The following is a 19,452-nucleotide window of genomic DNA, read 5'->3' as shown; positions in this document are numbered from 1 at the left end:
CGGAGATGGAGATGAAGATGGCCAAAGATCCGACAGCAATTGGAGCCGGCTGGACCGAGCGCTGCTACCGCGCATGGTCTCGAATCCGACTGCTGATCGCGTCCCGTTTTGCCAGAAAGATGCGGGAGGGCAGGGAGAACGCTCTTCATCTTGAGGAGAAGCTGTCGCTCGGTCCGAAGAAGATGCTGTACCTGGTGAGTTGCCGCGAGAAGGAATTCCTGATTGCGGCAGGTGCGGACGCAATCGTTTCTGTTGTCGAAGTCTCCGCCGTAGCGGCAGAGGGATCGAAATCGATGAAGCCGTCCCTGACGCGGGTGCAGAAACGCGAGCCACGCACGTCATGATGTTCGCCATCTATTTCGCGAAGACGCCGAAGCTGCTGCCGTTGCCGGGTCCGCTATCCGGTATGGAGCAGCACCTGACAAATAACAATGGCGTGCCCTGGACCATTGTCTTCACGCTCACGCTGATTACATTATTGCCGGCGATCGTGCTCTCGATGACGCCGATGGTACGTCTGCTGGTGGTCTTTCATTTTCTGCGGCAGGCTTTGGGAACGCAGACCGCTCCCAGTAATCAGGTATTGATGGGGCTCGGCCTGATGATGACCTGGTTTCTGATGCAGCCCGTATTGACGGCGGTCGACCAGCAGGCAGTTGAACCCTTCCGCCAGGGGCAGATTTCGGGGATCGAGGCGATTGAGCGCGGCGCCGATCCGCCAAAGCATTTCATGCTGAAGTATGCGCGCGAGAAGGATCTGGCGTTGTTCAGCTCGGCATCGATGATCGCGCGTCCGAAGACGCCGGACGATCTTCCCCTGCGCGTGATCGTGCCTGCTTATATGCTCTCGGAATTAAAGGCCGGATTTGTCATTGGCGCCGTGCTCTTTCTCCCATTCCTGCTGATCGATATGGTAATTGCCTCGATCACGACGTCGATTGGCATGTTTCAGCTTCCACCCGTAGTGGTCTCAACGCCGCTTAAAATTTTGCTCTTTGTGATGGTAGACGGCTGGCATCTTCTGGCCAGCTCTCTGCTCAAGAGTTTTTGAAGATCGCGAAAGAAAGGAGAGTAACGATGGGCCCCGATCAGGTAGCGGAATTGATGCGGCACCTTCTGAAAGAAGCGCTTGTCGTGAGCGCCCCCATTCTGCTGCTCGCCGCCGTCACCAGCTTTGCATTGAGCCTCTTTCAGACGCTCACCTCTCTGCAGGACCAGACGTTGAGCACGGTTCCGCGCCTGCTGATCGTCGCTGTGGTTATGCTGGCCGGATTGCCCTGGTTTCTACGTCGCATCGTCTTCTTCACCGTGACGCTCCTGAACGATTTTCACCGGTACATCGGCTGACGCGATGAACGAGATTCTTAGTCGCGGCAATCTGGACTGGGGCCACTATCTTTCCGCGGTGGTGCTGGCCATGGTGCGCCTGAGCAGCATGATGGTCGCCGCTCCCTTTTTCTCTTCGCAGGCGATTCCCAAGCAGATCAAAGCAGTCTTTGTGATTGCGGTGTCGATTCTGGTGGCGCCCATTGTGGCCTCACTTCCGATGGCGCGACTGGAGCTTGGCATGATTCCCCTGGTGAGCGAAGTGGCTGCAGGCCTTGTCTTCGGCTTTTCGTTGAGCCTGTTGAATGAGGTGCTGCTCTTTGCAGGCCAGGTACTTGGCGTGCAATTCAGCTTTTCGCTGGCAAACCTGCTCGATCCAAGTTCGGAAGTGCAGACGCCCTTGCTGGCACAAATGTTCTCGCTGATGGGCACAACTGTGCTTCTCGTCTCGGGGCTGGACCGGACGATGCTGGCCGCTCTGATCCGCAGCTTTGCCGTGGCGCCGCTTGGAGGGTTTTTTCTGGACGGCCAACACGCGCTGGCGCTCGTGCAGATGGCAAGCGGCATCTTCTTCGCCGCGCTGCAGCTTGCTGCTCCGGCCATGGCGGCAACCATGCTGGTAGAAGTCGCGGTGGCGATGGTTGGCAAGATGTCACCACAGCTGCCGGTGATGGCGATTACGGTGCCTGCGAAGACGATAACCGGCTATGTCATTCTTCTCGGATCGCTGGCCCTCTGGCCGCGGTTTATCGAGAGCCACTTCAGCCGATTGCTGGATGTGGCCGAAGGCATGCTGCGGTCTGGAGCGGGTCACGCATGAGCGGAGAACGCACAGAACGGGCGACTCCGCGGCGGCGGCAGAAGGCGCAGCAGCAGGGAGACCGTGTCCGCAGCCGCGAGCTGACGGCAGCCTTCGCGATGCTGGCTGGCGTCCAGGTTCTGGGTAACATCTCGTCGCACTGGGCATCGATGTGGAGCGGCCTGATGACGCAGGTGCTGGCTCTTGGCTCTCCTGCGGTGTGGCAGGAGGATCAGGCGATGCAGACGGCGCTTGCCTTGCGCCATCTCGTGCTGATTGCCGCATCTCCTCTGCTCTTGCTGGCACTCGCCGTCTCTGGCGTTGCCCTATTCGTTGTGGTCGCGCAGGGCGGTGGCGTGCAATTTTCCGCGCAGGCATTGCAGCCAAAATTTACCCGGTTGAACCCTCTGACCAACATCAAGAACATTCTCTCGCTGCAGGGCGCGTCGCGCATGATGAAGTCTCTGTTGCCCGCCGGGGTGATTGTCATTCTCGGTATTCACAAGATTGAGGGCCAGACCAACCTGCCGCCGATGAGCATTGGCCACCTGCCGCGCATGTTCTCCTCGGCTTACGACCTGCTACTCGATACAGCCTGGATCCTCGTGGCCTGGTCGGGGATTGACTACATCGTGCAATGGCGAAGCTGGGAAGGCCGCATGCGGATGAGCAAGCAGGAGATCCGTGAGGAGATGAAGGAGACCGAGGGCAGTCCGCAGGTGCGCAGTCGCATTCGCGGCCTACAGCGCCAGATGCGACGCCGCAAATTGAAGGCGGACGTCAAACGTGCAACGGTTGTCATTACCAATCCAACCCACTATGCCGTTGCGTTGAGCTTTGACTTTGAAACCATGGAGCCGCCCAAAGTCCTGGCGAAGGGACGCAATCTCCTGGCTGAGCAGATTAAGAGTGAAGCGCGCTGGGCCGGAGTGCCTATCGTCGAGAACCCGCCGCTCGCGCGTTCGCTCTATCGTTCGGTTGCCGAAGGCCAGTCGATTCCCATCGACCTGTATGCCGCAGTCGCCGCAATTCTCGCTTATCTCTATCGCAAGCAGGTCGAAGAGAAGGTACGCCGTCAGCGTGCCGCCGAGCAGGCAAAACGCGACCAACGCAGAAAAGACGCAGCCCCCGCTCAACCGATTTCAAGATCCGCCAAGGAGATGCCATGAGTTCTACCGCAGTCATTCCCGCCTCCTCACCTGCCGGCAAGGGAGCGTCAGAGGGGCTTGCCAGCAGATTGCTGAAGCTCGGTAAGAGTTTGTCGCTGCCGGTCGGCGCAATCAGCGTCATCTTCGTGATGCTGATTCCGGTGCCTTCTTTTGTTCTTGATCTCTTACTGGCGTGCTCTTTTTCGGCTTCTGTGCTGGTCTTCCTCTCGGCTGTCCAGGTGCGGCGCGCCGTCGATTTCTCTGTCTTTCCGAGCCTCCTCCTGCTGCTGACGCTCTTCCGGCTGTCGCTGAATATTGCTTCGAGCCGCCGCATCCTGTTGCACGGCGGTGAGGGAACGGCGGCGGCGGGTAACGTGATCGAGGCATTCGGTCAGTTTGTCGTCGGCGGCAACTATGTTGTAGGTTTCGTTCTCTTTCTCGCTCTGATTGCGATTCAGTTTCTGGTTGTGAGTCACGGCGCCGTGCGCACGGCAGAGGTAACGGCGCGTTTTACCCTCGATGCGCTGCCTGGCAAACAGATGGCCATCGATGCCGATCTGAACGCCGGGTTGATCGACGAAGCGGCTGCCAGACAGCGCAGACAGGCGATCGCGCAGGAGGCCGAGTTCTACGGGGCGATGGATGGAGCGGCGCGGTTCAACCAGCGCGATGCACTGGCGACAATCCTTATCACGGCGATCAACATCATTGCCGGATTGTTGATCGGCGTTCTGCAGCAGGGCGTGGCTCTGACAGACGCGGTGAAAACCTATACCGTGCTGACGGTGGGCGATGGACTGGTGACATTGATCCCATCCCTGCTTGTGTCGGTAGCGGGAGGCATGGTGCTGACACGTGCGAATTCCGCCAACGGATTGACAACGGAGTTGGGCACGCAGCTTTTTCGCCGTGGCATCACACTCTATATAGCCAGCGGAGTTCTGGGCACGCTTTGTCTTGTGCCGGGGCTTCCGAAGATTCCCTTTTTGCTGCCGGCGATTGGACTCGGTTATCTAGGATGGCAGACTTCGCGCAAACCTGCAGAAGAAGCAATTGCGGAGCCGGAGCGTAAGCAGGCCGTAGACAAGGCACAGGCTGAGAACATTGCCACACTCCTCAAAGTGGACGAGCTGAGCCTGGAAATTGGCTTTCAGCTGATTCCTCTGGTTGATGAAAAACAGGGTGGTCAGATGCTGGCCCGCGTGCGGGCACTCCGCAAACATCTTGCGACGGAGCTTGGCTTTCTCGTGCCACCGATTCATATCTCGGACAATTTGCGCCTTAGGCCGCGCGAGTATGTTTTCTCGTTGCGCGGTATGGAAATTGGCCGATGGCAGACCGAAGGCAACGCGTTGCTGGCAGTAAGTGCGGAATCCGATGCGCATCCGCTACCGGGGAAGCAGACGCAGGAGCCGGCTTTTCAGGTTCCCGCGCGCTGGATATCGCCCTCGCTCGAGAGTCAGGCGATAGCCGCCGGCTATTCCGTGGTTGATACGGTCACGGCGATCAGCACGCACCTGGCGGAGATGATTCGCCAACATGCGCATGAGCTGCTGGGTCGCGCGGAGACAAAGCGCCTGCTCGATACATTGAATGAGTCCCATCCAAAACTCGTGGAAGAGCTGGTGCCGAAGGTGCTCACGCTCGGCGAGGTGCAGAAGGTCCTGCAGCAGCTTCTGCGCGAACAGGTCTCGATTCGCGATCTCGGCCCCATCCTCGATGTGCTGATCGAAGCGGCTGCCGTCAACAAAGGTTTGCCGCACATGGTGGAAGCTGCGCGGCATGCGCTGGGCAGGCGTATCGTGCAGCCGCTGCTCGAGAGTGACGGAAGTCTGCGCGTCCTGCAGATGGATCCAGCATTTGAAGAAGAGCTTCTTGAGTCTCTCAAGGGAGAAGCGGGCGCGCGCATGTTGACCGATGGCCGCGCACACGCTCCCTGGCTCAAGCGTTTCGTCGATTCTGTGAAGCAGCTAATCGGGCCTCAATCCTCACTGGCCCTCCCCGTGCTCCTTTGTCCGAGTCCGGCGCGCTTCTACCTTCGCCGCTGGCTGGAACCGATTTTGCCGCGAGTGGTTGTGATCTCTCCGGCGGAGATTCCAGCAGATGTGCGCGTGCGATCGATTGGCGTTGTTCGGTAAGGCGGAATTGGTTCCTCGATCCACCAGTTGTCCATTGTTGCGAATGAGAACGGAAATCGTGAAAGCCCGAGTGAAAACAATATGCAGAACATGGGATCTATCGAAGATCGGTCAGCAGGAAACGAGAAGTCCGGACGGAGGGCTTTGGTGATGTCTTTGACGAAACCCTGCGAAACAGAACAGTGGCAGACGCTCCCCACCGAGAAGAAGACTGCCTACTCAGAAGCCGCAGTGAGCCAGCGCTTTACTCCGGAAGAAGAGCGCGTCATGGTGGAACACCTGCCGATTGTGCGTTACATCGCACGGCGTATTCACGAGCGGCTCCCGCAGCATGTGGAGATGGAAGAACTGGTCAGTGCCGGCGTCCTGGGACTGATGGATGCTTTCCAGAAATTTGACCCTGAGAAGAAAGTGCAGTTTCGCAGTTACGCGCAATTCCGTATTCGCGGCGCCATTCTGGACAGCTTGCGGACGCTGGACTGGAGCCCGCGCGATTTGCGTCGCAAGGGCCGCGCCGTCGAGCAGGCGATTCGCACACTCACAGCTCGACTGGGTCGCTCGCCGTCGGAGCAGGAGATTGCCGGCGAGTTGCAGATGGAACTGGGGGATTATCAGCAGCTTCTTGGGGAACTGAAGGGACTTGAGATCGGCACGCTGCACCTGGAACGCTCGGAAGACTCAGGCGAAGAGGAACTGGCCTATGTGCCGAACCGTCCCGAGGACGATCCGCTCTTCCGCTGTCTGCAGGGAGAAATGCGGCAGAGACTCGCCGAAGCCATCGGCGATCTGCCCGAGCGCGAGCGGCTGGTGATGACGCTCTACTACTACGAAGAAATGACCATGAAAGAAATTGGTCTCACGCTGGGCGTGGTGGAATCGAGGGTCTCGCAGATTCACGCTTCGGCGGTTCTGCATCTGCGCAGCATGCTGGCGGATCTGGCCGCCAAGTCAGACAGCGTGAATAAGGCCGCAGGTAAACGAACAAGCGCACAAAAAGCTTCATCGGTGAAGGAGTAGCGATCATGGAGAAGAGCCTGAAGCAGGACGAGATCGACGCGTTATTTCAGGCAGCGCGAGCGCGCTCGCAGGCAGCATCGCAGGAGACGCGGGCACGCGTTCAGCCCTATAGTTTTTCCCGCGCAGGGCAGATCAGTAATGAGCAAATGCGTGCCATCAGTCTGCTGAACGATATTTTTGCGCGCAATCTTACTCACAATCTTGGCGTCTGGCTGCGCAGCCGTTTCCATGTGAATCTGGTTTCCGCCGAGCAGATGCCCTTCAATGAGTTCATGCTGCGCATCCCCGATCTAGCCTATGTGAGCTCAGTCCGGTTGGAGCCGTTGCGTGCCCTTTCGGTCCTGCAGCTCGATCTGGCACTGGCTCCGCCCATGATCGATTTGCTGCTCGGTGGCGAAGGCAAGCCGGATCGCGTGCGCGAGTTGACCGATATCGAAGAGTCGATTCTCACCAGCGTTGCCGAAGTCATCTGTCGCGAACTCAGCGCGGCATGGCAGCCGGTTGGTCTGACCTTTACCTTTGAGCGCAGACAGCTGCATACGCAGATTGCGCGTGTCATGCCGGTGTCAGAGAAAACCCTTTGCCTGAGCTTTGAAGTACGCATGCCTGGCGCGAGCGGCATGTTGAATCTTGCTTTTCCCGCTGTCGTTTCCAATACCGTGCTGCGGCGCCTGGTTGGAGACTGGAGTCGGCAGCATCGCCATTCGCCGGAGACCCGGCAGCGGATGCAGGAGCGTGTCGCTCTCGTGAAGGTCGGCGCAGCGCTGCAGCTACCGCCCGTGAGCATTCCCGGGAGGGAACTCGAAGACCTGTATGAAGGGAAAATCCTGAAATTGCCCATCGTTGCTACGCGGCCCGCAGAGCTGCGTATTGCGGGCATTCCGCTATTTGAGGGCTATCCAGTGAGTCATGAAGAACAGAGGGGCGCTCACCTGGTCCAGATCGCAGCAGCGGCAGCCGCAAATGTGTAAACCGAAACGTGAGAACCGGAGGTTCGATGAAGACATTCCTTGACGCATGGTTATTAGAGGCTCCCATGGGATTGAGCCAGGAGCTTGCAGGAACCGTAAAGCTCGCTCCTGCGGATACGTTCATAGAGGCAAAGGATTCCATCTCCTTTCAGATTGAACTCCAGGGCAGCCTGCAGGGAAGCTTCTGGGTCGTGGCCGATGCCGAGGCTCTGGCCCGGCTGTTCGTAGCGGCGCGGGTGATACCCGATGAACAGGATCGCCAGCGGGATGCGGCGTTGTGGCAGAGCATTCTGCGGCAGGTCGCCGAGCGTGCCGCGAAGACGGCATCCAAAAGCTCGGGTACAGCCACTTCAGTGCTCGCTGTCCGCGAGGGGATGCGTCCCGCCGGAATCGCAGCGGCGACGTATCAAGTTCGTTTTGGTGAAGCTTCTGTCCGTGTCGAATTCTCGGATGAGACCAGGCCCACGGTTGAGATGAAGGGGCGAGAAAACACGCCTGCGGCCAACCTGCCGGCGCGAGGGGTAGAGCTGCTGCTCGATGTCGAACTCGAAGCCTCTTTGAGATTCGGCTCGAAAGAAATGCCGCTGGGCGACGTGTTGGAGCTGGGGCCGGGTGATGTTGTACAACTGGAACGGCACGTCTCCGATCCCGTGGATTTGATTGTGGGTGACAAAATCGTGGCCCGTGGGGAGGTTGTGCTTGTGAACGGAAATTTCGGGTTGCGAGTCACTGAAGTGGCTGAGCCGAAAGAGTCTTTGGAGAGCATTCGATGCCTGTTCTGATCAAGCGGCGGCAGACGCAGAAAAGCCTGGGAGACGCTATGGAAGGCTTCGCTTCACATAAACACACTGCGGCGCTCGGCAGGATGTCCAGCTCTCTTGCAGCTGGCAATACCGTCTCTAGTTTTCTATCGCAATGCGGCAATGCGAAGTGCAGAGCCGGCTGGATGAGGCTCTGGCGCAGCCGCCAGTATCCCATTCTCGAAGGGAAATGGGCTTGCAGTGCGGCATGCATGCAGGAGATCGTGCAAGCGGCGATCCTGCGCGATGCGGCGGATCCAAACTCCCAAGGTTCCCCAAGAGCTGTACATCAACACCGCGTGCCCCTTGGATTGGTTCTGCTCTCCCGTGGCGTCATCGATCACGACCAGCTCAGGAGAGCGCTGGAGGCGCAGAGAAAAACAGGCTCGGGCCGATTGGGAGAGTGGCTTGTCCGGCAAAACTCGGCCGACGAGGAACAGATCGCTCGGGCGCTGAGCGCGCAATGGAACTGCCCTCTTCTGGCGAGTGCGCCACACGATCCGGTCGCTATGGCGCCGGCACTTCCGCGCTTGTTGATCGATAGTTTCGGCGCCGTGCCGCTCCGCATTGCCGGCCGCGAAATTTTGTATATCGCATTTGAAGAGAGAATGGATCGCTGTCTTGTTCTGGCCGTTGAACGGATGCTGGGGCTGAAAGTCGAAGCCGGGGTCCTGCGGGAATCTGAATTTCGCAGAGCGCAGCGGGAGGTTCTACGCGCGCAATTTCCTCGGACACGTCTGCTGGAAGCTGCGAACATGCGCGGACTGGTACACGCATTCACGGCCATGCTTGAGGAACGCAAGGCCGTTCGTTCGCAAATCGTGCGTGTGCATGACTATTTCTGGCTGCGGATATGGCGCAGTCATGTTCCAGAGGAAGATCAAAGGATTCTGCCCGCAGCAGAGGAGGTGGAAGACATGGTGTGCTCGCTGGCCACAAGCGAGTGAGAGCATCGTGAGCTAGCGGGATCGACGAAAGTGCCGATAAGGGCAGGGGAGCGAGGAAAGTTCATGAGTGAAATTGCTGCCTTGATTGTCGATGACTCTTCGGTGATGCGAAAGATCGTCGAGCGGGCCTTGCGCCAGGCGGGACTGCCTTTGAGCAAGGTACATGAAGCATCGAGCGGGGTGGAGGCGCTCGATGTGTTAAAGAGCGAACGCGTCCAGCTGATTCTCTCCGACATCAACATGCCCACGATGGATGGGCTCGAATTCCTCCGCCAGCTGCGTTCGCAGGCGCTGGCGCCTGACGTTCCAGTCGTGATGATCACGACGGAAAGCAGCGAGGAGCATGTGAAAGAAGCCATCGTTGCCGGGGCGCAGGGTTATATCCGCAAGCCTTTTACCGCAGAACAGGTCAAGGACCGGGTGCTCCCTTTGTTGGGCCTTGCATAGTCTGATTCATCTCTTGGCTTAAATCACTTTGGAGAAAATTATGGCGACACCTGCCCGTGAACTACTACAGGAGAGCGCACACGCCCTGCATCTGGATGATGCGGTGGATGAGGTTTTTCGTCTGATGATGGGCGCGCCCTGTCAACCCGCCGAAAAAGGTGTGACCGACGGCAGCGAAACGATTACTGCAGTGATCGGACTGGCTGGAGCCATGAGCGGAGCCTGCACGCTTCGCTGCGGTCTTGAAACGTCGCTGCGCATGGCCGAATGCATGGTAGGAACGCGTCCGCAGGAATTAGATGCGATGGTCAAGGATGCGATCGGAGAGGTGTGCAATATGGTTGCCGGAGCCTGGAAAGGGAAGCACGCGGTGCTTGCCGGCGGATGCGTGCTTTCAACCCCTGCTGTGGTCACCGGGACCAATTACCAATTGCATATGCAGCAGCAGGAGTTCCGCATCGATCGCAATTACCGCTTTGAAGAACACACGCTCAGCATCAGCATTATCTGTGAATCCATTCAGTAATTCTCTGTAAATCTGCGGATCTACAAGCTTAGAAACTGCTAATTTCTTCGCCCCTTCTTTTCGGTCTTTCTTTTGCACTGATCTACGGCAGAGGAGATCAAGGGTGGACAGCGGATACTACGCAGCCTTTTCCGGGTTACTCGCACGCACCGAGGCGCTGGACTCGGCCGCCAGCAATCTGGCGAACGCGAATACCAGCGGGTTTCGTGCCGAACGCGAATACTTTCGCAATGCCATTGTCGGGCCTGACGCGCTCAATTCGCAGGTCAACAAGGTCGTCAACGACTTTGGCGTTCTCGGTGGAAATCGCCTGGATCTGGGACAGGGCGCGCTGACGCATACCGGCAATCCCCTGGATCTCGCCATCGAGGGAGCGGGGTTTTTCGCTATCCAAACCAAGCAGGGCATTCGCTATACGCGCGACGGATCCTTCCGGCGTGCTGCGGACGGTACCCTGGTGACTGCGGCTGGCGAGCCTGTTCTCAACGCACAGAACAAGCCCATTCAAATTCCGACTGGGGATATCACGATTGGAATGGATGGAGCGGTTTCTGTAGCCAATGCGGTCGCCGGCAAGGTTGCACTCTTCGATTTTCCATCGCAGGACCTAGTACCGGAAGGAACCAACCGCTACACCATAACAGCGGGAACAAAGCCCACCTTAACCACAGCAGCAGTTCATCAAGGATCTCTGGAATCTTCCAACCAGGATGTGATTCAGGGAACCCTGCAACTCATTCTCGTACAGCGCCAGGCCGAGATGATGCAGAAGGCTCTATCCATTTTTCACGGCGAATTCGACAAAACGGCGAGTGAAGATCTGCCAAAAGTCTAAACACAACATTTTTCTGATCAGGAGAGAAGCATGATTCGGGCACTCTACACGGCAGCAAGCGGCATGAGCGCGCAGCAACTCAACCTCGATACCATTGCCAACAATCTGGCGAACTCGTCCACCTCCGGCTTTCGCCAGCGGCAGCTGCAGTTTCAGGACATGATCTACCAAAATCTGGTCACGCCTGGCGCAGCGCAGAGCCAGCAGACGGTTTCGGCTGGATTGCAGGTTGGTCTGGGGACCAAGTCTGCTGCGACTGAGGTCATCATGACGCAGGGCGACTTGAATAACACGGGCAACACATACGACCTTGCCATCCAGGGGAACGGATTTTTCCAGGTCTCGCGTCCCGACGGAACGATTGAATATACGCGCGCCGGAAGCTTCCACCTGAACAACCAGGGAACGATTGTGACGACCGACGGCGACCCAATCGTCCCCAACATCACGATTCCGCCGAATGCCACCTCGGTGACGATCACGCAATACGGCGTCGTCAATGCAACGCTTCCGGGGCAGCAGAATCCGTCACAGCTCGGACAGATCCAGCTCGCTACCTTCGCCAATCCGGAGGGCCTGGAAAGTGTAGGAGCAAACCTCTTCCGTGCGACGCTATCCTCCGGCGATCCGGTGCTGGATGTGCCCGGCGGCACACAGGGTCTCGGCACATTGCAGCAGGGCTATCTGGAAAACTCCAATGTCGACGTAGTGACTCAGTTTGTGCAAATGGTGTTAGCGCAGCGCGCCTATGAGAGCAATTCCAAGGTGATCCGGGCCGCGGACGACATGTACAGCCAAGTCAATAACATGGCCCGGTAGCGAGCGATGAAGAGATGCGCGATCGTTCTTTATTTTCTGGTTGTGCTGCTCGGTGGCCGACACCTGCTCGGCTCCGTCTGCAGCACAATCCAAGGCACGCACACGGATCATTACATCGCAGATCCAGTGTTGCATCGCAGATGGGCGGCCGTTGTCGATTGCAGTCATCCGGAACGGCCCTGGACGCTCAAGGAAGTGCCATGGCAGGAAACATCGCTCCCCTTTGCCTCTAGTGGGCTGAAGCCGAAAGTAATAGAGCGTGCGACGCTGCTCGTGCTTGCTGGCGCAAAAGTTAAGCTTTGGCGGAAGACTTCCGACGGCAACATTGAGTTGGAGGGAACGGCGCTCGACGCCGGCAATGAAGGGCAAACAATTCACGTCAGAACAGGATCGCGAGGGGTTGTGCTTGAGGGCAAGGTGCGGGGTGCCGGCTCAGTCGAGTTGTTCGCCTCCAACAAATGGCAGAGCAAATCGTTGGATGGGTGGACTCAGTGAAGATGAAGCGATACGGCATCCCTCTGTTTCTGTCAGTGTGTTTTTTCTGTCCGCTGAGTCCATTCCCGGCTCGCGCTGCAGCCCAGAAGCAGGAGAAAGCTCCAAAGCCCACGCCGCCCGACATTGCGCTCGATGCCTACCTCGCGCGCGTCAAGGCCGAGAGTGCTGCCGAAGTCCGATCGCCGGGCGCCATCTGGACACCGGATGGCCGTCTGGCCCGTCTTTCTTCAGACGTGAAGGCGTCGCGGGTGCATGATCCGATCGCCATCGTTGTTTCCGAGAGCCTGGCCGCGTCGACTGACGGCACGGTGAAAAATTCGCGGGCTTCAAACGCAAGCTCGCAGATTTCGGCGCTCTTTGGCAAGTTATCCGCCGGGAACGCGCTGAACAATCTTTTGAACCAGACCTCGGCTTCTGGCCTGAATGCCCAAGGGCAGAGCGTGACGAACTCCAGCCTGAGCACGATCGTTGGCGGCGAGGTGATCGATGCGCTGCCGAACGGGATGTTGGTCATTCAGGCGGTACGTCAACTCACCTTCAATCAGCAGACACAGCTGATCAAACTGCGTGGCCTGGTGCGGCCCGAGGACGTCAGCCCGCAGAATCAGGTGCTCTCAACACAGATCACCAGCCTGGAGTTAGAGGTAGTCGGCAAGGGCATCATCAACGATTACACCTACCGCCAGAATCCGGTCGTTCGCTTTCTCGAAAAACTGTTGGTTTTCTAGGAGCCATTCGATGCGCTTGAGCAGAAATCTTTATTTGCTGTTGGCTACAATGGTCGCCCTCGCATCCGCAGGTGCGGCTTCGGTATCAACGGGAACCCAGCGGGCAAAGCTTGCTCGCGTGAAAGACGTGGCCACGGTAGAAGGCGTCCGCGATAACCAGCTTATCGGTTACGGAATTGTCGTCGGTCTGCGCGGCACAGGAGACAGCCAGCAAACCGTCTTCCCCATGCAGACGCTGATTTCGACGCTCGAGCGTATGGGAGTGAACCTGCAGCAGTCTCCGCAGCTCTCGACAATGCGCACCCAGAATATGGCGTCGGTTTTTATCTCGGCGACCCTGCCTGCCTTTGCGCGTCCGGGCAATAAGCTCGATATTACCGTCTCTTCTGCCGGCGATGCGCGCAGCCTGGAAGGAGGACTGCTGCTTTTGACGCCCCTTTACGGGGCGGATGGGCAGATTTATGCGGAAGCACAAGGACCTCTCGTTCTTGGCGGCTACGCGGTGGCCAGCAATGGGAATCTGAAGCAGTACAACCATCCAACCACGGCGCGTGTGCCCGATGGAGCAATGGTGGAGCGCGCGGTGCAACTCGATCTGACAAAAATGCGTTCGCTTTCGCTACTCCTGAACGACGCCGACTTCCGCACAGCGGAGTTAATGGCCGCCGCCATCAACAAAGAGATGGCGCGACCTGTGGCGCGTGCTGTAGATAGCCGGCGGATTACGCTTCAAGTTGAGCCCACGGACGATATTCCAGCCTTTCTGGCGCAGGTGGAGACGGTAGAAGTAGAAACCTATCCGCGCGCCAAGGTGGTCGTGAATGAGCGCACGGGAACGGTGGTGATTGGAGGCGATGTGCGCCTGCAGCCGGTTTCCATCCTGCACGGTGGCCTTTCCGTCAATGTCGTCACCGAGTACCAGGTCTCGCAGCCGAATCCCTTCGGTCAGGGAACGACCCAGGTAGTGCCGCAGACCACGGTGCAGGCGCAAGAGCAGCCGGCAAACCGTATCGAATTGAGACAGGGAGCGACGGTCGACACGCTGGTTGAGAACCTGCAACAGATCGGAGCTACAGCCCGCGATATCATTTCCATCCTTCAGGCCATGAAAGAAGCCGGCGCACTCGAAGCCGAGTTGGAGGTCCTATGAGCAGCGTATCCCTTTCCGGACTGGCTCCGGCAGCGGAAACAACCCAGCAGAATCCGAAGCTTCGATCGGCGGCGCACGAGTTTGAGGCCAGCCTGATGAAGGAGTTTCTCAAGCCATTGCAACACGATAGCCTCTTTGCCGAGAAGGGAAGCAAGGACGACGATGACACCAACGGAAGCGCCGAGGCGCTGATGAGCTTCGGGGCGGAAGCAATGGCCAAGGCAATCTCGGAACATGGCGGCTTTGGCATAGCGAAGAAGATTCTCGATCACTTCCAGGGGGCAACGAATGCGGCGCATCCCGGCGCCGGAAGCAGCGGAGTTCATTTCTGAAAAATTTCTAAGAAATCAGGGAGCAAAGTTACTAAAGTTTGCTGCTCTCCCGCCGATACTTGGATTGAGGAAAGAACCGCTATGAACATCAATGATGGACTGCATGGGTTACCGGAAGCGCTGGGAGTGTCGAAAGCATCTCCAGTTTCTGCTACGCAAACCCAGCAGCAGGCGTCTCTCTCGGCGCCTGCGAGTGGCATTCAGGATCGCACCGAGGTCAGCACAGCAGCTAGTCTGGCGCATCAAGCCATGTCCATACCCGACGTGCGCATGGACAAGGTTGCGGCGATACAGCAGGCGCTTGCCAGCGGCAGCTATCAAGTGAACCCGGGATATGTTGCCGATAAACTCATTGGCCAGATGAAGGGTGAATAGCGCATTTCTATGTCATCCGTCTCGGGTTCGTCATTCTCAGTTACAAGCCTTCTGGATCGAGCCATCGATGCGCTGGCCAGGACAGACACAACATCGTTGACGCAAGTACTGACCGATTGTAACTGCGCGGAGATGCCGGATTCTCAGGAAGAATTCAGCCGAGCGCTCACGCAGCAGGCGGCATTTGAGAAAGTGCTCGAACTGACGGCGCGGAATCTGCGGTTGCTTCGCGGCGAGGAAAACAGTTTTCGCTATGGCCGAGGTCGAGGCCGCAACTCTTAGCACCATTACCCATAGGAAAGGCCACCACCATGGCAACTTTGAATACTGCATTGAGTATTGCGACGGGGGCTCTGGATGCAGACCAGGCTGCGATTAACATCATCGCCAACAATACCTCGAATGCCAATACGCCCGGTTACACAAACCAGGTGCCGGAGTGGCAGGCAAACGACCCGGTCACAATCGGCGGTACCAGCTATGGCCAAGGCGTAACCATGACCGGCCCGTCCTCGCAGCGCGATCTCGTCTTAGAGCAGCGCATTCAGCAGCAGATGCAGCTGCAACAGGGAAGCGACGCGCGGCAGACGGCTCTGGAGGGAATCGAGAATATCTTTAGTTCGGCGACCTCGGCATCCCCTTCCACGTCATCGCTCGACATCGGCACCAGTATCTCCGGTTTCTTCAGCGCCCTGTCGCAGTTGCAGTCGAATCCGGCTGACACTTCACTGCGCCAGTCGGTGCTGAATGCAGCGACGACCCTGGCGAACTCCTTTCAGTCGGCGTCGTCACAGTTGACAGCGGAACAGGGCTCGCTCGACCAGCAGGGCGCAACAATCGTGATACAGGTGAATTCGCTGACGCAGGCAATTGCCCAGCTGAACAGCCAGATTTCACAGACCTCTGGAACGAGCGACGCTGGACAGCTTGAAGATCACCGGCAGTATGACATTGAGCAGCTCTCGCAACTCGTCGGGATCCACGAGGTTACGACAGAAGACAATAGCCTGACCATTACGACCTCAAGCGGCGCTCCGCTGGTCTCAAAGGGGCAGGCATTTTCCTTGAACACCTCAGTGTCGGGAGGCGTAACGCATATCTCCGACTATCAGGGGAATGACATCAGCACCGCACTGGCGAGCGGGGGCGGCCAGCTAGGCGGTATTCTGACCGTCCGCGATCAGGATATTCCCCAGATGCAGAGCACCCTCGATACGTTGGCATTCGACCTGGGCACGGCGGTAAACAATCAGAATGCGCTTGGGTCAGATGCCAACGGCAATCCTGGAGGCCCAATCTTTAATCTGCCCGGAACAGCGGCGGGCGCAGCAAGCTCGATTTCGGTCGCGATCACCGATCCGGCGAAGATTGCAGCCGCCGCAGCGGGCAACGGCTCATCGGACGACACCAACCTCGAAGGCATGCTCCAGCTGCAGAATCAAACGATTATCGGCGGCGCCACGCCATCGGGTTACTACTCGAGCTTTGTTTCGGCTCTCGGCAGCCTCGTCTCTGAGGTGTCTACTGAGAACACCGCACAGCAGGCCTCTTTGACGCAGTTGCAGACGCAGCGGGACTCGCTTTCCGCAGTAAACCTGAATGATCAAGCCGCAGCCCTTGAAAACCTGCAACAGGCTTATCAGGCTGCATCCAAGGTATTCACAATTCTTGATACGGTCATGGCCTCGGCCATCAATCTTGGCGTGGAAACTACCGTCGCTTAAGGACTGAACGATGAGATTCGATCCCTTTTATCTGAACAGCGCTGTGGCTTCACTCGACCAGACTTCAGCGCTTGAGCAGCACCTCACAAGCGAGATCTCCAGCGGAAGCCGAGTCAATTCGCTGAGCGACGATCCGGTGGCCGCAGGCGAAAATGTTCTGCTCAGCTCGCAACTCAATCTCGACGACAGCTTTTCTCAGACCGAGAGCTCGACTGTGGGCATGCTGCAGGTGACCGACTCTACTTTAGGAAGCGTGATTTCGCAACTCACAAAGGCGCTCTCTCTGGCCACCGAGGGGAACAACGGTACCCTGAACGCAAGTGACCTGCAGTCTATCTCCACCGAGCTTTCCGGAATCCGGGATGAAGTCCTCTCCCTGGCGAACACGACCTATATGAATCAATATCTTTTCTCCGGGAGCCAGGGCAGCACGACACCATACACCTTGAATTCTGCCGTCACGCCCAGCACAGTCACGTATAACGGAGACGCGGTTACGTCGTACGTTACGACGCCAAACGGACAGAAGATTCAGACCAATCTTCCCGGCAGCCAGATTTTCAGCGATCCCACGAACAATGTCCTGCAGACGCTGAACAATCTTGTCGCCGATTTTTCTACCGGCACTGCTTCGGCTGGCTCGATCGCAGATACAACATCCCTCAACTCGGCATTGAACTATGTAAGTCAGCAGCGTGTTGTCATGGATAACTCGATCACGCAGCTGCAGGCGGCGCAGACTTACACTCAAGCGCAGGGTACACAGATCACCTCGGCTCAGACGAATCTCATGCAGGCGGACGTAGCGCAGGTATCCACGCAACTGAGCACGGCCGAGACGCAGCAGGCGGCTTTGACTCAGGTCGTAAACATTCTGGAAAAGAACAATGGAGGCTTATTCAGCCTCTTATAAGCCTCAATCCAGCAGACCTTATTTGTTTCCTTTGGGGTTAGGGGACGATCTGCGATAGCTGCGTCCGCGACTCTTAAGCAGGAAAATCTCACGGCAGAAGGGGCATTCCCAAGGGTAAAGACCCAGCCTCGAATAAACCCGCTCCTGCAGAAAACCACGACGTTGGATGCGGATCATCTCAGCATCGGCGCAGTTGGGGCAGCGACGATTACTCTTATTCATTCCTTGGTTTCTAAGAACTCCCGGCAGTAGTTGGAGTGAAAATACTCTGAACTTTCCAAATGCGCAAGATTTCGTTCGATTCAAACGAATGTCATGTACTAAAGAAATTACATCATCAATCGTGACAAATCTCCAAATCTGTCACCAGGATGGAGTCAAAACCAGGCGCTGTACTGGAAAGGAGAAGAAGGGAATGCGCCTAGGCGGTTCTGCCTAGGCTATTCTTTCCCCAGAGCGATTGCGTCAACCTGATCAACTCGTCGGGGGCAATCGGCTTGGAGCGATAGAGAATCGTCATACCGGCGTACTCCATATCTGCATCCGGCAGGCCACTCAGGACGAGAACAGGGAGGGTAGGAAACCGCTGGCGAAGGGTTGCCACAAACTGTGGTCCGTTCATCTTCGGCATGAGATGATCGGTGATCACCAAATCGACATTTCCGGCAAATTCCGGATCATCAAGTAAGTGCAGCGCGTGGCTTGCGCTCGTGGCAATCGACACCTGATTCCCGGCATAGGTTAATATCGCCTGTCGCGTGGTGGCCTGCACCGGATTGTCATCGACAAGCAGAACCGTAAAAGCCATTTTCACCGCATATTCGGGAAACTCAGTCATAACTCAGATGCGATGTCTCTGGCAAGGGTTGTCCTGACCCCGATAATGCTTCTTCGCGTGAATTTAACCTCGCTTTCCTCAAGCAAAACCCTGACTTCAGCCCTGGTTCAACGCAGATTCAGCATCCTCTGGTTGAGTTTGAGTTTGAGTTTGAGTTTGAGGTTGAGGGACGAGGCTCGACCGAAAATACTCAAGGCTCAGCCTCAGTCCAGTTTCCAGGTCGATTTTCGGCTCCCAGCCCAGCAGTTGCCGGGCGCGGGCTATGTCGGGCTGGCGCTGTGCCGGGTCGTCCACCGGTAGAGAGTGGAAAACGATCCTGCTCCTAGATCCGGTGACTCGCAGCACCGCCTGGGCACAGTCGAGTATGGTCCATTCATTCGGGTTCCCAATGTTGACCGGAAAGTGCTCCGGGGAACGCGACAAGCGAAGAAAGCCATCCACCTCATCGCTGACGTAGCAAAAACTTCGCGTCTGGCTGCCTGTCCCGTAGACGGTCAGGTCCTGCCCCTGAAGAGCCTGCATCATAAAGTTCGATATCACCCGGCCGTCGTTCGCCTGCAAACGGGGACCGTAGGTATTGAAGATGCGAGCGAGCCTGGTATCGACCTTCCGATATCGATGGTAAGCCATGACCAACGCCTCGGAAAAGCGCTTGGCTTCATCGTAAACCGATCGCGGACCTATCGGGTTTACATTGCCCCAGTAGTCTTCCGTTTGCGGGTGCACAGTCGGATCGCCGTAACACTCGGAAGTGGATGCGTGCAGAAACTTTGCCTGATACTTGTGTGCAAGTTCCAAGACGTTTCGGGTGCCCGAAGAGCCAACTTCAAGGGTCTCAATGCCCAATCGTCCGTAATCTTCAGGGCTGGCTGGAGAGGCGAAGTTGAAGACGTAGTCTACCTTCCCGAAATCGAATGGAAAGCAGATGTCGTGTTCCTGAAATTCAAACCGTGACTCGGATTGAAGATGCTTAAGGTTTTCAAGGGAGCCGGTGCATAGATTGTCGACGCCGACGACAGAACATCCTTCGGCTAGAAGCGCATCCGTCAGATGCGAACCTAGAAATCCCGCTGCGCCAGTGATGAGAACTCGTGTAGTCAATCTCAAATCTCGATAGAGGTAAA

Annotated in this window: 24 protein-coding genes; 22 read left to right on the top strand and 2 right to left on the bottom strand. The window is 57.3% G+C overall.

The features are described from left to right. Positions 1-11 precede the first annotated feature (11 nt). The 22 genes from H7849_RS09785 to H7849_RS09680 all read left to right on the top strand — a co-directional run bounded on the left by H7849_RS09785 (position 12) and on the right by H7849_RS09680 (position 17,490). A complete protein-coding gene (locus H7849_RS09785; RefSeq protein WP_186746087.1) occupies positions 12-344 on the top strand; it encodes a flagellar biosynthetic protein FliO in 333 nt (110 codons plus the stop codon). Then, complete coding sequence (gene fliP, locus H7849_RS09780) at positions 341-1,051, top strand: flagellar type III secretion system pore protein FliP (protein ID WP_349627463.1); 711 nt, start codon at positions 341-343, stop codon at positions 1,049-1,051. The genes H7849_RS09785 and fliP overlap by 4 nt, the downstream gene beginning before the upstream one ends. 26 nt (positions 1,052-1,077) lie before the next feature. After that, positions 1,078-1,347, top strand: coding sequence for a flagellar biosynthetic protein FliQ (locus H7849_RS09775; RefSeq protein ID WP_186746085.1), 270 nt, complete (start codon positions 1,078-1,080; stop codon positions 1,345-1,347). Positions 1,348-1,351: 4 nt separating this feature from the next. Next, a complete protein-coding gene (fliR, locus tag H7849_RS09770; protein WP_186746083.1) occupies positions 1,352-2,146 on the top strand; it encodes a flagellar biosynthetic protein FliR in 795 nt (264 codons plus the stop codon). Next, positions 2,143-3,294 (top strand): EscU/YscU/HrcU family type III secretion system export apparatus switch protein, encoded by a 1,152-nt coding sequence (locus H7849_RS09765; protein WP_186746081.1) that lies wholly within the window; start codon positions 2,143-2,145, stop codon positions 3,292-3,294. Before fliR ends, H7849_RS09765 begins: the two co-directional genes overlap by 4 nt. Then, positions 3,291-5,411, top strand: a complete 2,121-nt coding sequence (flhA, locus tag H7849_RS09760; RefSeq protein WP_186746079.1) for a flagellar biosynthesis protein FlhA — start codon at positions 3,291-3,293, stop codon at positions 5,409-5,411. The genes H7849_RS09765 and flhA overlap by 4 nt, the downstream gene beginning before the upstream one ends. Positions 5,412-5,561: 150 nt before the next feature. After that, the gene (locus H7849_RS09755) at positions 5,562-6,428 is read left to right on the top strand and encodes a FliA/WhiG family RNA polymerase sigma factor (RefSeq protein ID WP_251106718.1); all 867 of its coding nucleotides are present in this window, start codon (positions 5,562-5,564) and stop codon (positions 6,426-6,428) included. Positions 6,429-6,433: 5 nt separating this feature from the next. After that, positions 6,434-7,399 carry a flagellar motor switch protein FliM gene (locus tag H7849_RS09750; protein ID WP_186746075.1) on the top strand — a complete coding sequence of 322 codons (966 nt, stop codon included), beginning with the start codon at positions 6,434-6,436 and terminating at the stop codon, positions 7,397-7,399. 26 nt (positions 7,400-7,425) lie between these two features. After that, the gene (locus H7849_RS26770; protein ID WP_251106717.1) at positions 7,426-8,181 is read left to right on the top strand and encodes a FliM/FliN family flagellar motor switch protein; all 756 of its coding nucleotides are present in this window, start codon (positions 7,426-7,428) and stop codon (positions 8,179-8,181) included. Then, the gene (locus H7849_RS09740) at positions 8,169-9,146 is read left to right on the top strand and encodes a cyclic di-GMP-binding domain-containing protein, MshE-related (RefSeq protein ID WP_186746073.1); all 978 of its coding nucleotides are present in this window, start codon (positions 8,169-8,171) and stop codon (positions 9,144-9,146) included. Before H7849_RS26770 ends, H7849_RS09740 begins: the two co-directional genes overlap by 13 nt. A gap of 63 nt (positions 9,147-9,209) precedes the next feature. Beyond that, the gene (locus tag H7849_RS09735) at positions 9,210-9,593 is read left to right on the top strand and encodes a response regulator (protein WP_186746071.1); all 384 of its coding nucleotides are present in this window, start codon (positions 9,210-9,212) and stop codon (positions 9,591-9,593) included. Between the two features lie 40 nt (positions 9,594-9,633). Next, positions 9,634-10,119, top strand: a complete 486-nt coding sequence (locus H7849_RS09730) for a chemotaxis protein CheX (protein ID WP_186746070.1) — start codon at positions 9,634-9,636, stop codon at positions 10,117-10,119. A 103-nt stretch (positions 10,120-10,222) separates the two neighbouring features. Continuing rightward, positions 10,223-10,954 carry a flagellar hook-basal body protein gene (locus H7849_RS09725; protein ID WP_186746068.1) on the top strand — a complete coding sequence of 244 codons (732 nt, stop codon included), beginning with the start codon at positions 10,223-10,225 and terminating at the stop codon, positions 10,952-10,954. Positions 10,955-10,984: 30 nt separating this feature from the next. After that, on the top strand, positions 10,985-11,773 hold the full coding sequence (gene flgG, locus H7849_RS09720; protein ID WP_186746066.1) for a flagellar basal-body rod protein FlgG: 789 nt from the start codon (positions 10,985-10,987) through the stop codon (positions 11,771-11,773). A 6-nt stretch (positions 11,774-11,779) separates the two neighbouring features. Next, the gene (locus tag H7849_RS09715; protein WP_186746064.1) at positions 11,780-12,268 is read left to right on the top strand and encodes a flagella basal body P-ring formation protein FlgA; all 489 of its coding nucleotides are present in this window, start codon (positions 11,780-11,782) and stop codon (positions 12,266-12,268) included. A gap of 2 nt (positions 12,269-12,270) precedes the next feature. After that, complete coding sequence (locus tag H7849_RS09710) at positions 12,271-12,996, top strand: flagellar basal body L-ring protein FlgH (protein WP_186747370.1); 726 nt, start codon at positions 12,271-12,273, stop codon at positions 12,994-12,996. A 10-nt stretch (positions 12,997-13,006) separates the two neighbouring features. Continuing rightward, positions 13,007-14,146 carry a flagellar basal body P-ring protein FlgI gene (locus H7849_RS09705; RefSeq protein ID WP_186746062.1) on the top strand — a complete coding sequence of 380 codons (1,140 nt, stop codon included), beginning with the start codon at positions 13,007-13,009 and terminating at the stop codon, positions 14,144-14,146. Continuing rightward, positions 14,143-14,478 (top strand): hypothetical protein, encoded by a 336-nt coding sequence (locus H7849_RS09700; RefSeq protein ID WP_186746060.1) that lies wholly within the window; start codon positions 14,143-14,145, stop codon positions 14,476-14,478. The genes H7849_RS09705 and H7849_RS09700 overlap by 4 nt, the downstream gene beginning before the upstream one ends. An 81-nt stretch (positions 14,479-14,559) precedes the next feature. Further along, complete coding sequence (gene flgM, locus H7849_RS09695) at positions 14,560-14,853, top strand: flagellar biosynthesis anti-sigma factor FlgM (RefSeq protein ID WP_186746058.1); 294 nt, start codon at positions 14,560-14,562, stop codon at positions 14,851-14,853. Positions 14,854-14,862: 9 nt separating this feature from the next. Further along, the gene (locus H7849_RS09690) at positions 14,863-15,135 is read left to right on the top strand and encodes a hypothetical protein (protein WP_186746056.1); all 273 of its coding nucleotides are present in this window, start codon (positions 14,863-14,865) and stop codon (positions 15,133-15,135) included. 29 nt (positions 15,136-15,164) lie between these two features. Next, positions 15,165-16,577, top strand: a complete 1,413-nt coding sequence (gene flgK, locus H7849_RS09685) for a flagellar hook-associated protein FlgK (protein ID WP_186746054.1) — start codon at positions 15,165-15,167, stop codon at positions 16,575-16,577. Positions 16,578-16,587: 10 nt separating this feature from the next. Continuing rightward, a complete protein-coding gene (locus H7849_RS09680; protein ID WP_186746052.1) occupies positions 16,588-17,490 on the top strand; it encodes a flagellin N-terminal helical domain-containing protein in 903 nt (300 codons plus the stop codon). 421 nt (positions 17,491-17,911) lie between these two features. Here H7849_RS09680 and H7849_RS09675 read toward each other — a convergent pair whose 3' ends face one another. Together H7849_RS09675 and H7849_RS09670 are read right to left on the bottom strand one after the other, a co-directional pair. After that, the gene (locus H7849_RS09675; RefSeq protein WP_186746050.1) at positions 17,912-18,328 is read right to left on the bottom strand and encodes a response regulator; all 417 of its coding nucleotides are present in this window, start codon (positions 18,326-18,328) and stop codon (positions 17,912-17,914) included. A 96-nt stretch (positions 18,329-18,424) separates the two neighbouring features. Next, a complete protein-coding gene (locus H7849_RS09670; protein WP_432756531.1) occupies positions 18,425-19,429 on the bottom strand; it encodes a UDP-glucuronic acid decarboxylase family protein in 1,005 nt (334 codons plus the stop codon). Positions 19,430-19,452 lie beyond the last annotated feature (23 nt).

Origin of the sequence: Alloacidobacterium dinghuense (assembly GCF_014274465.1) — a bacterium.
Taxonomy (GTDB): domain Bacteria; phylum Acidobacteriota; class Terriglobia; order Terriglobales; family Acidobacteriaceae; genus Alloacidobacterium; species Alloacidobacterium dinghuense.
This window is presented reverse-complemented; position numbering and strand designations above follow the sequence as displayed.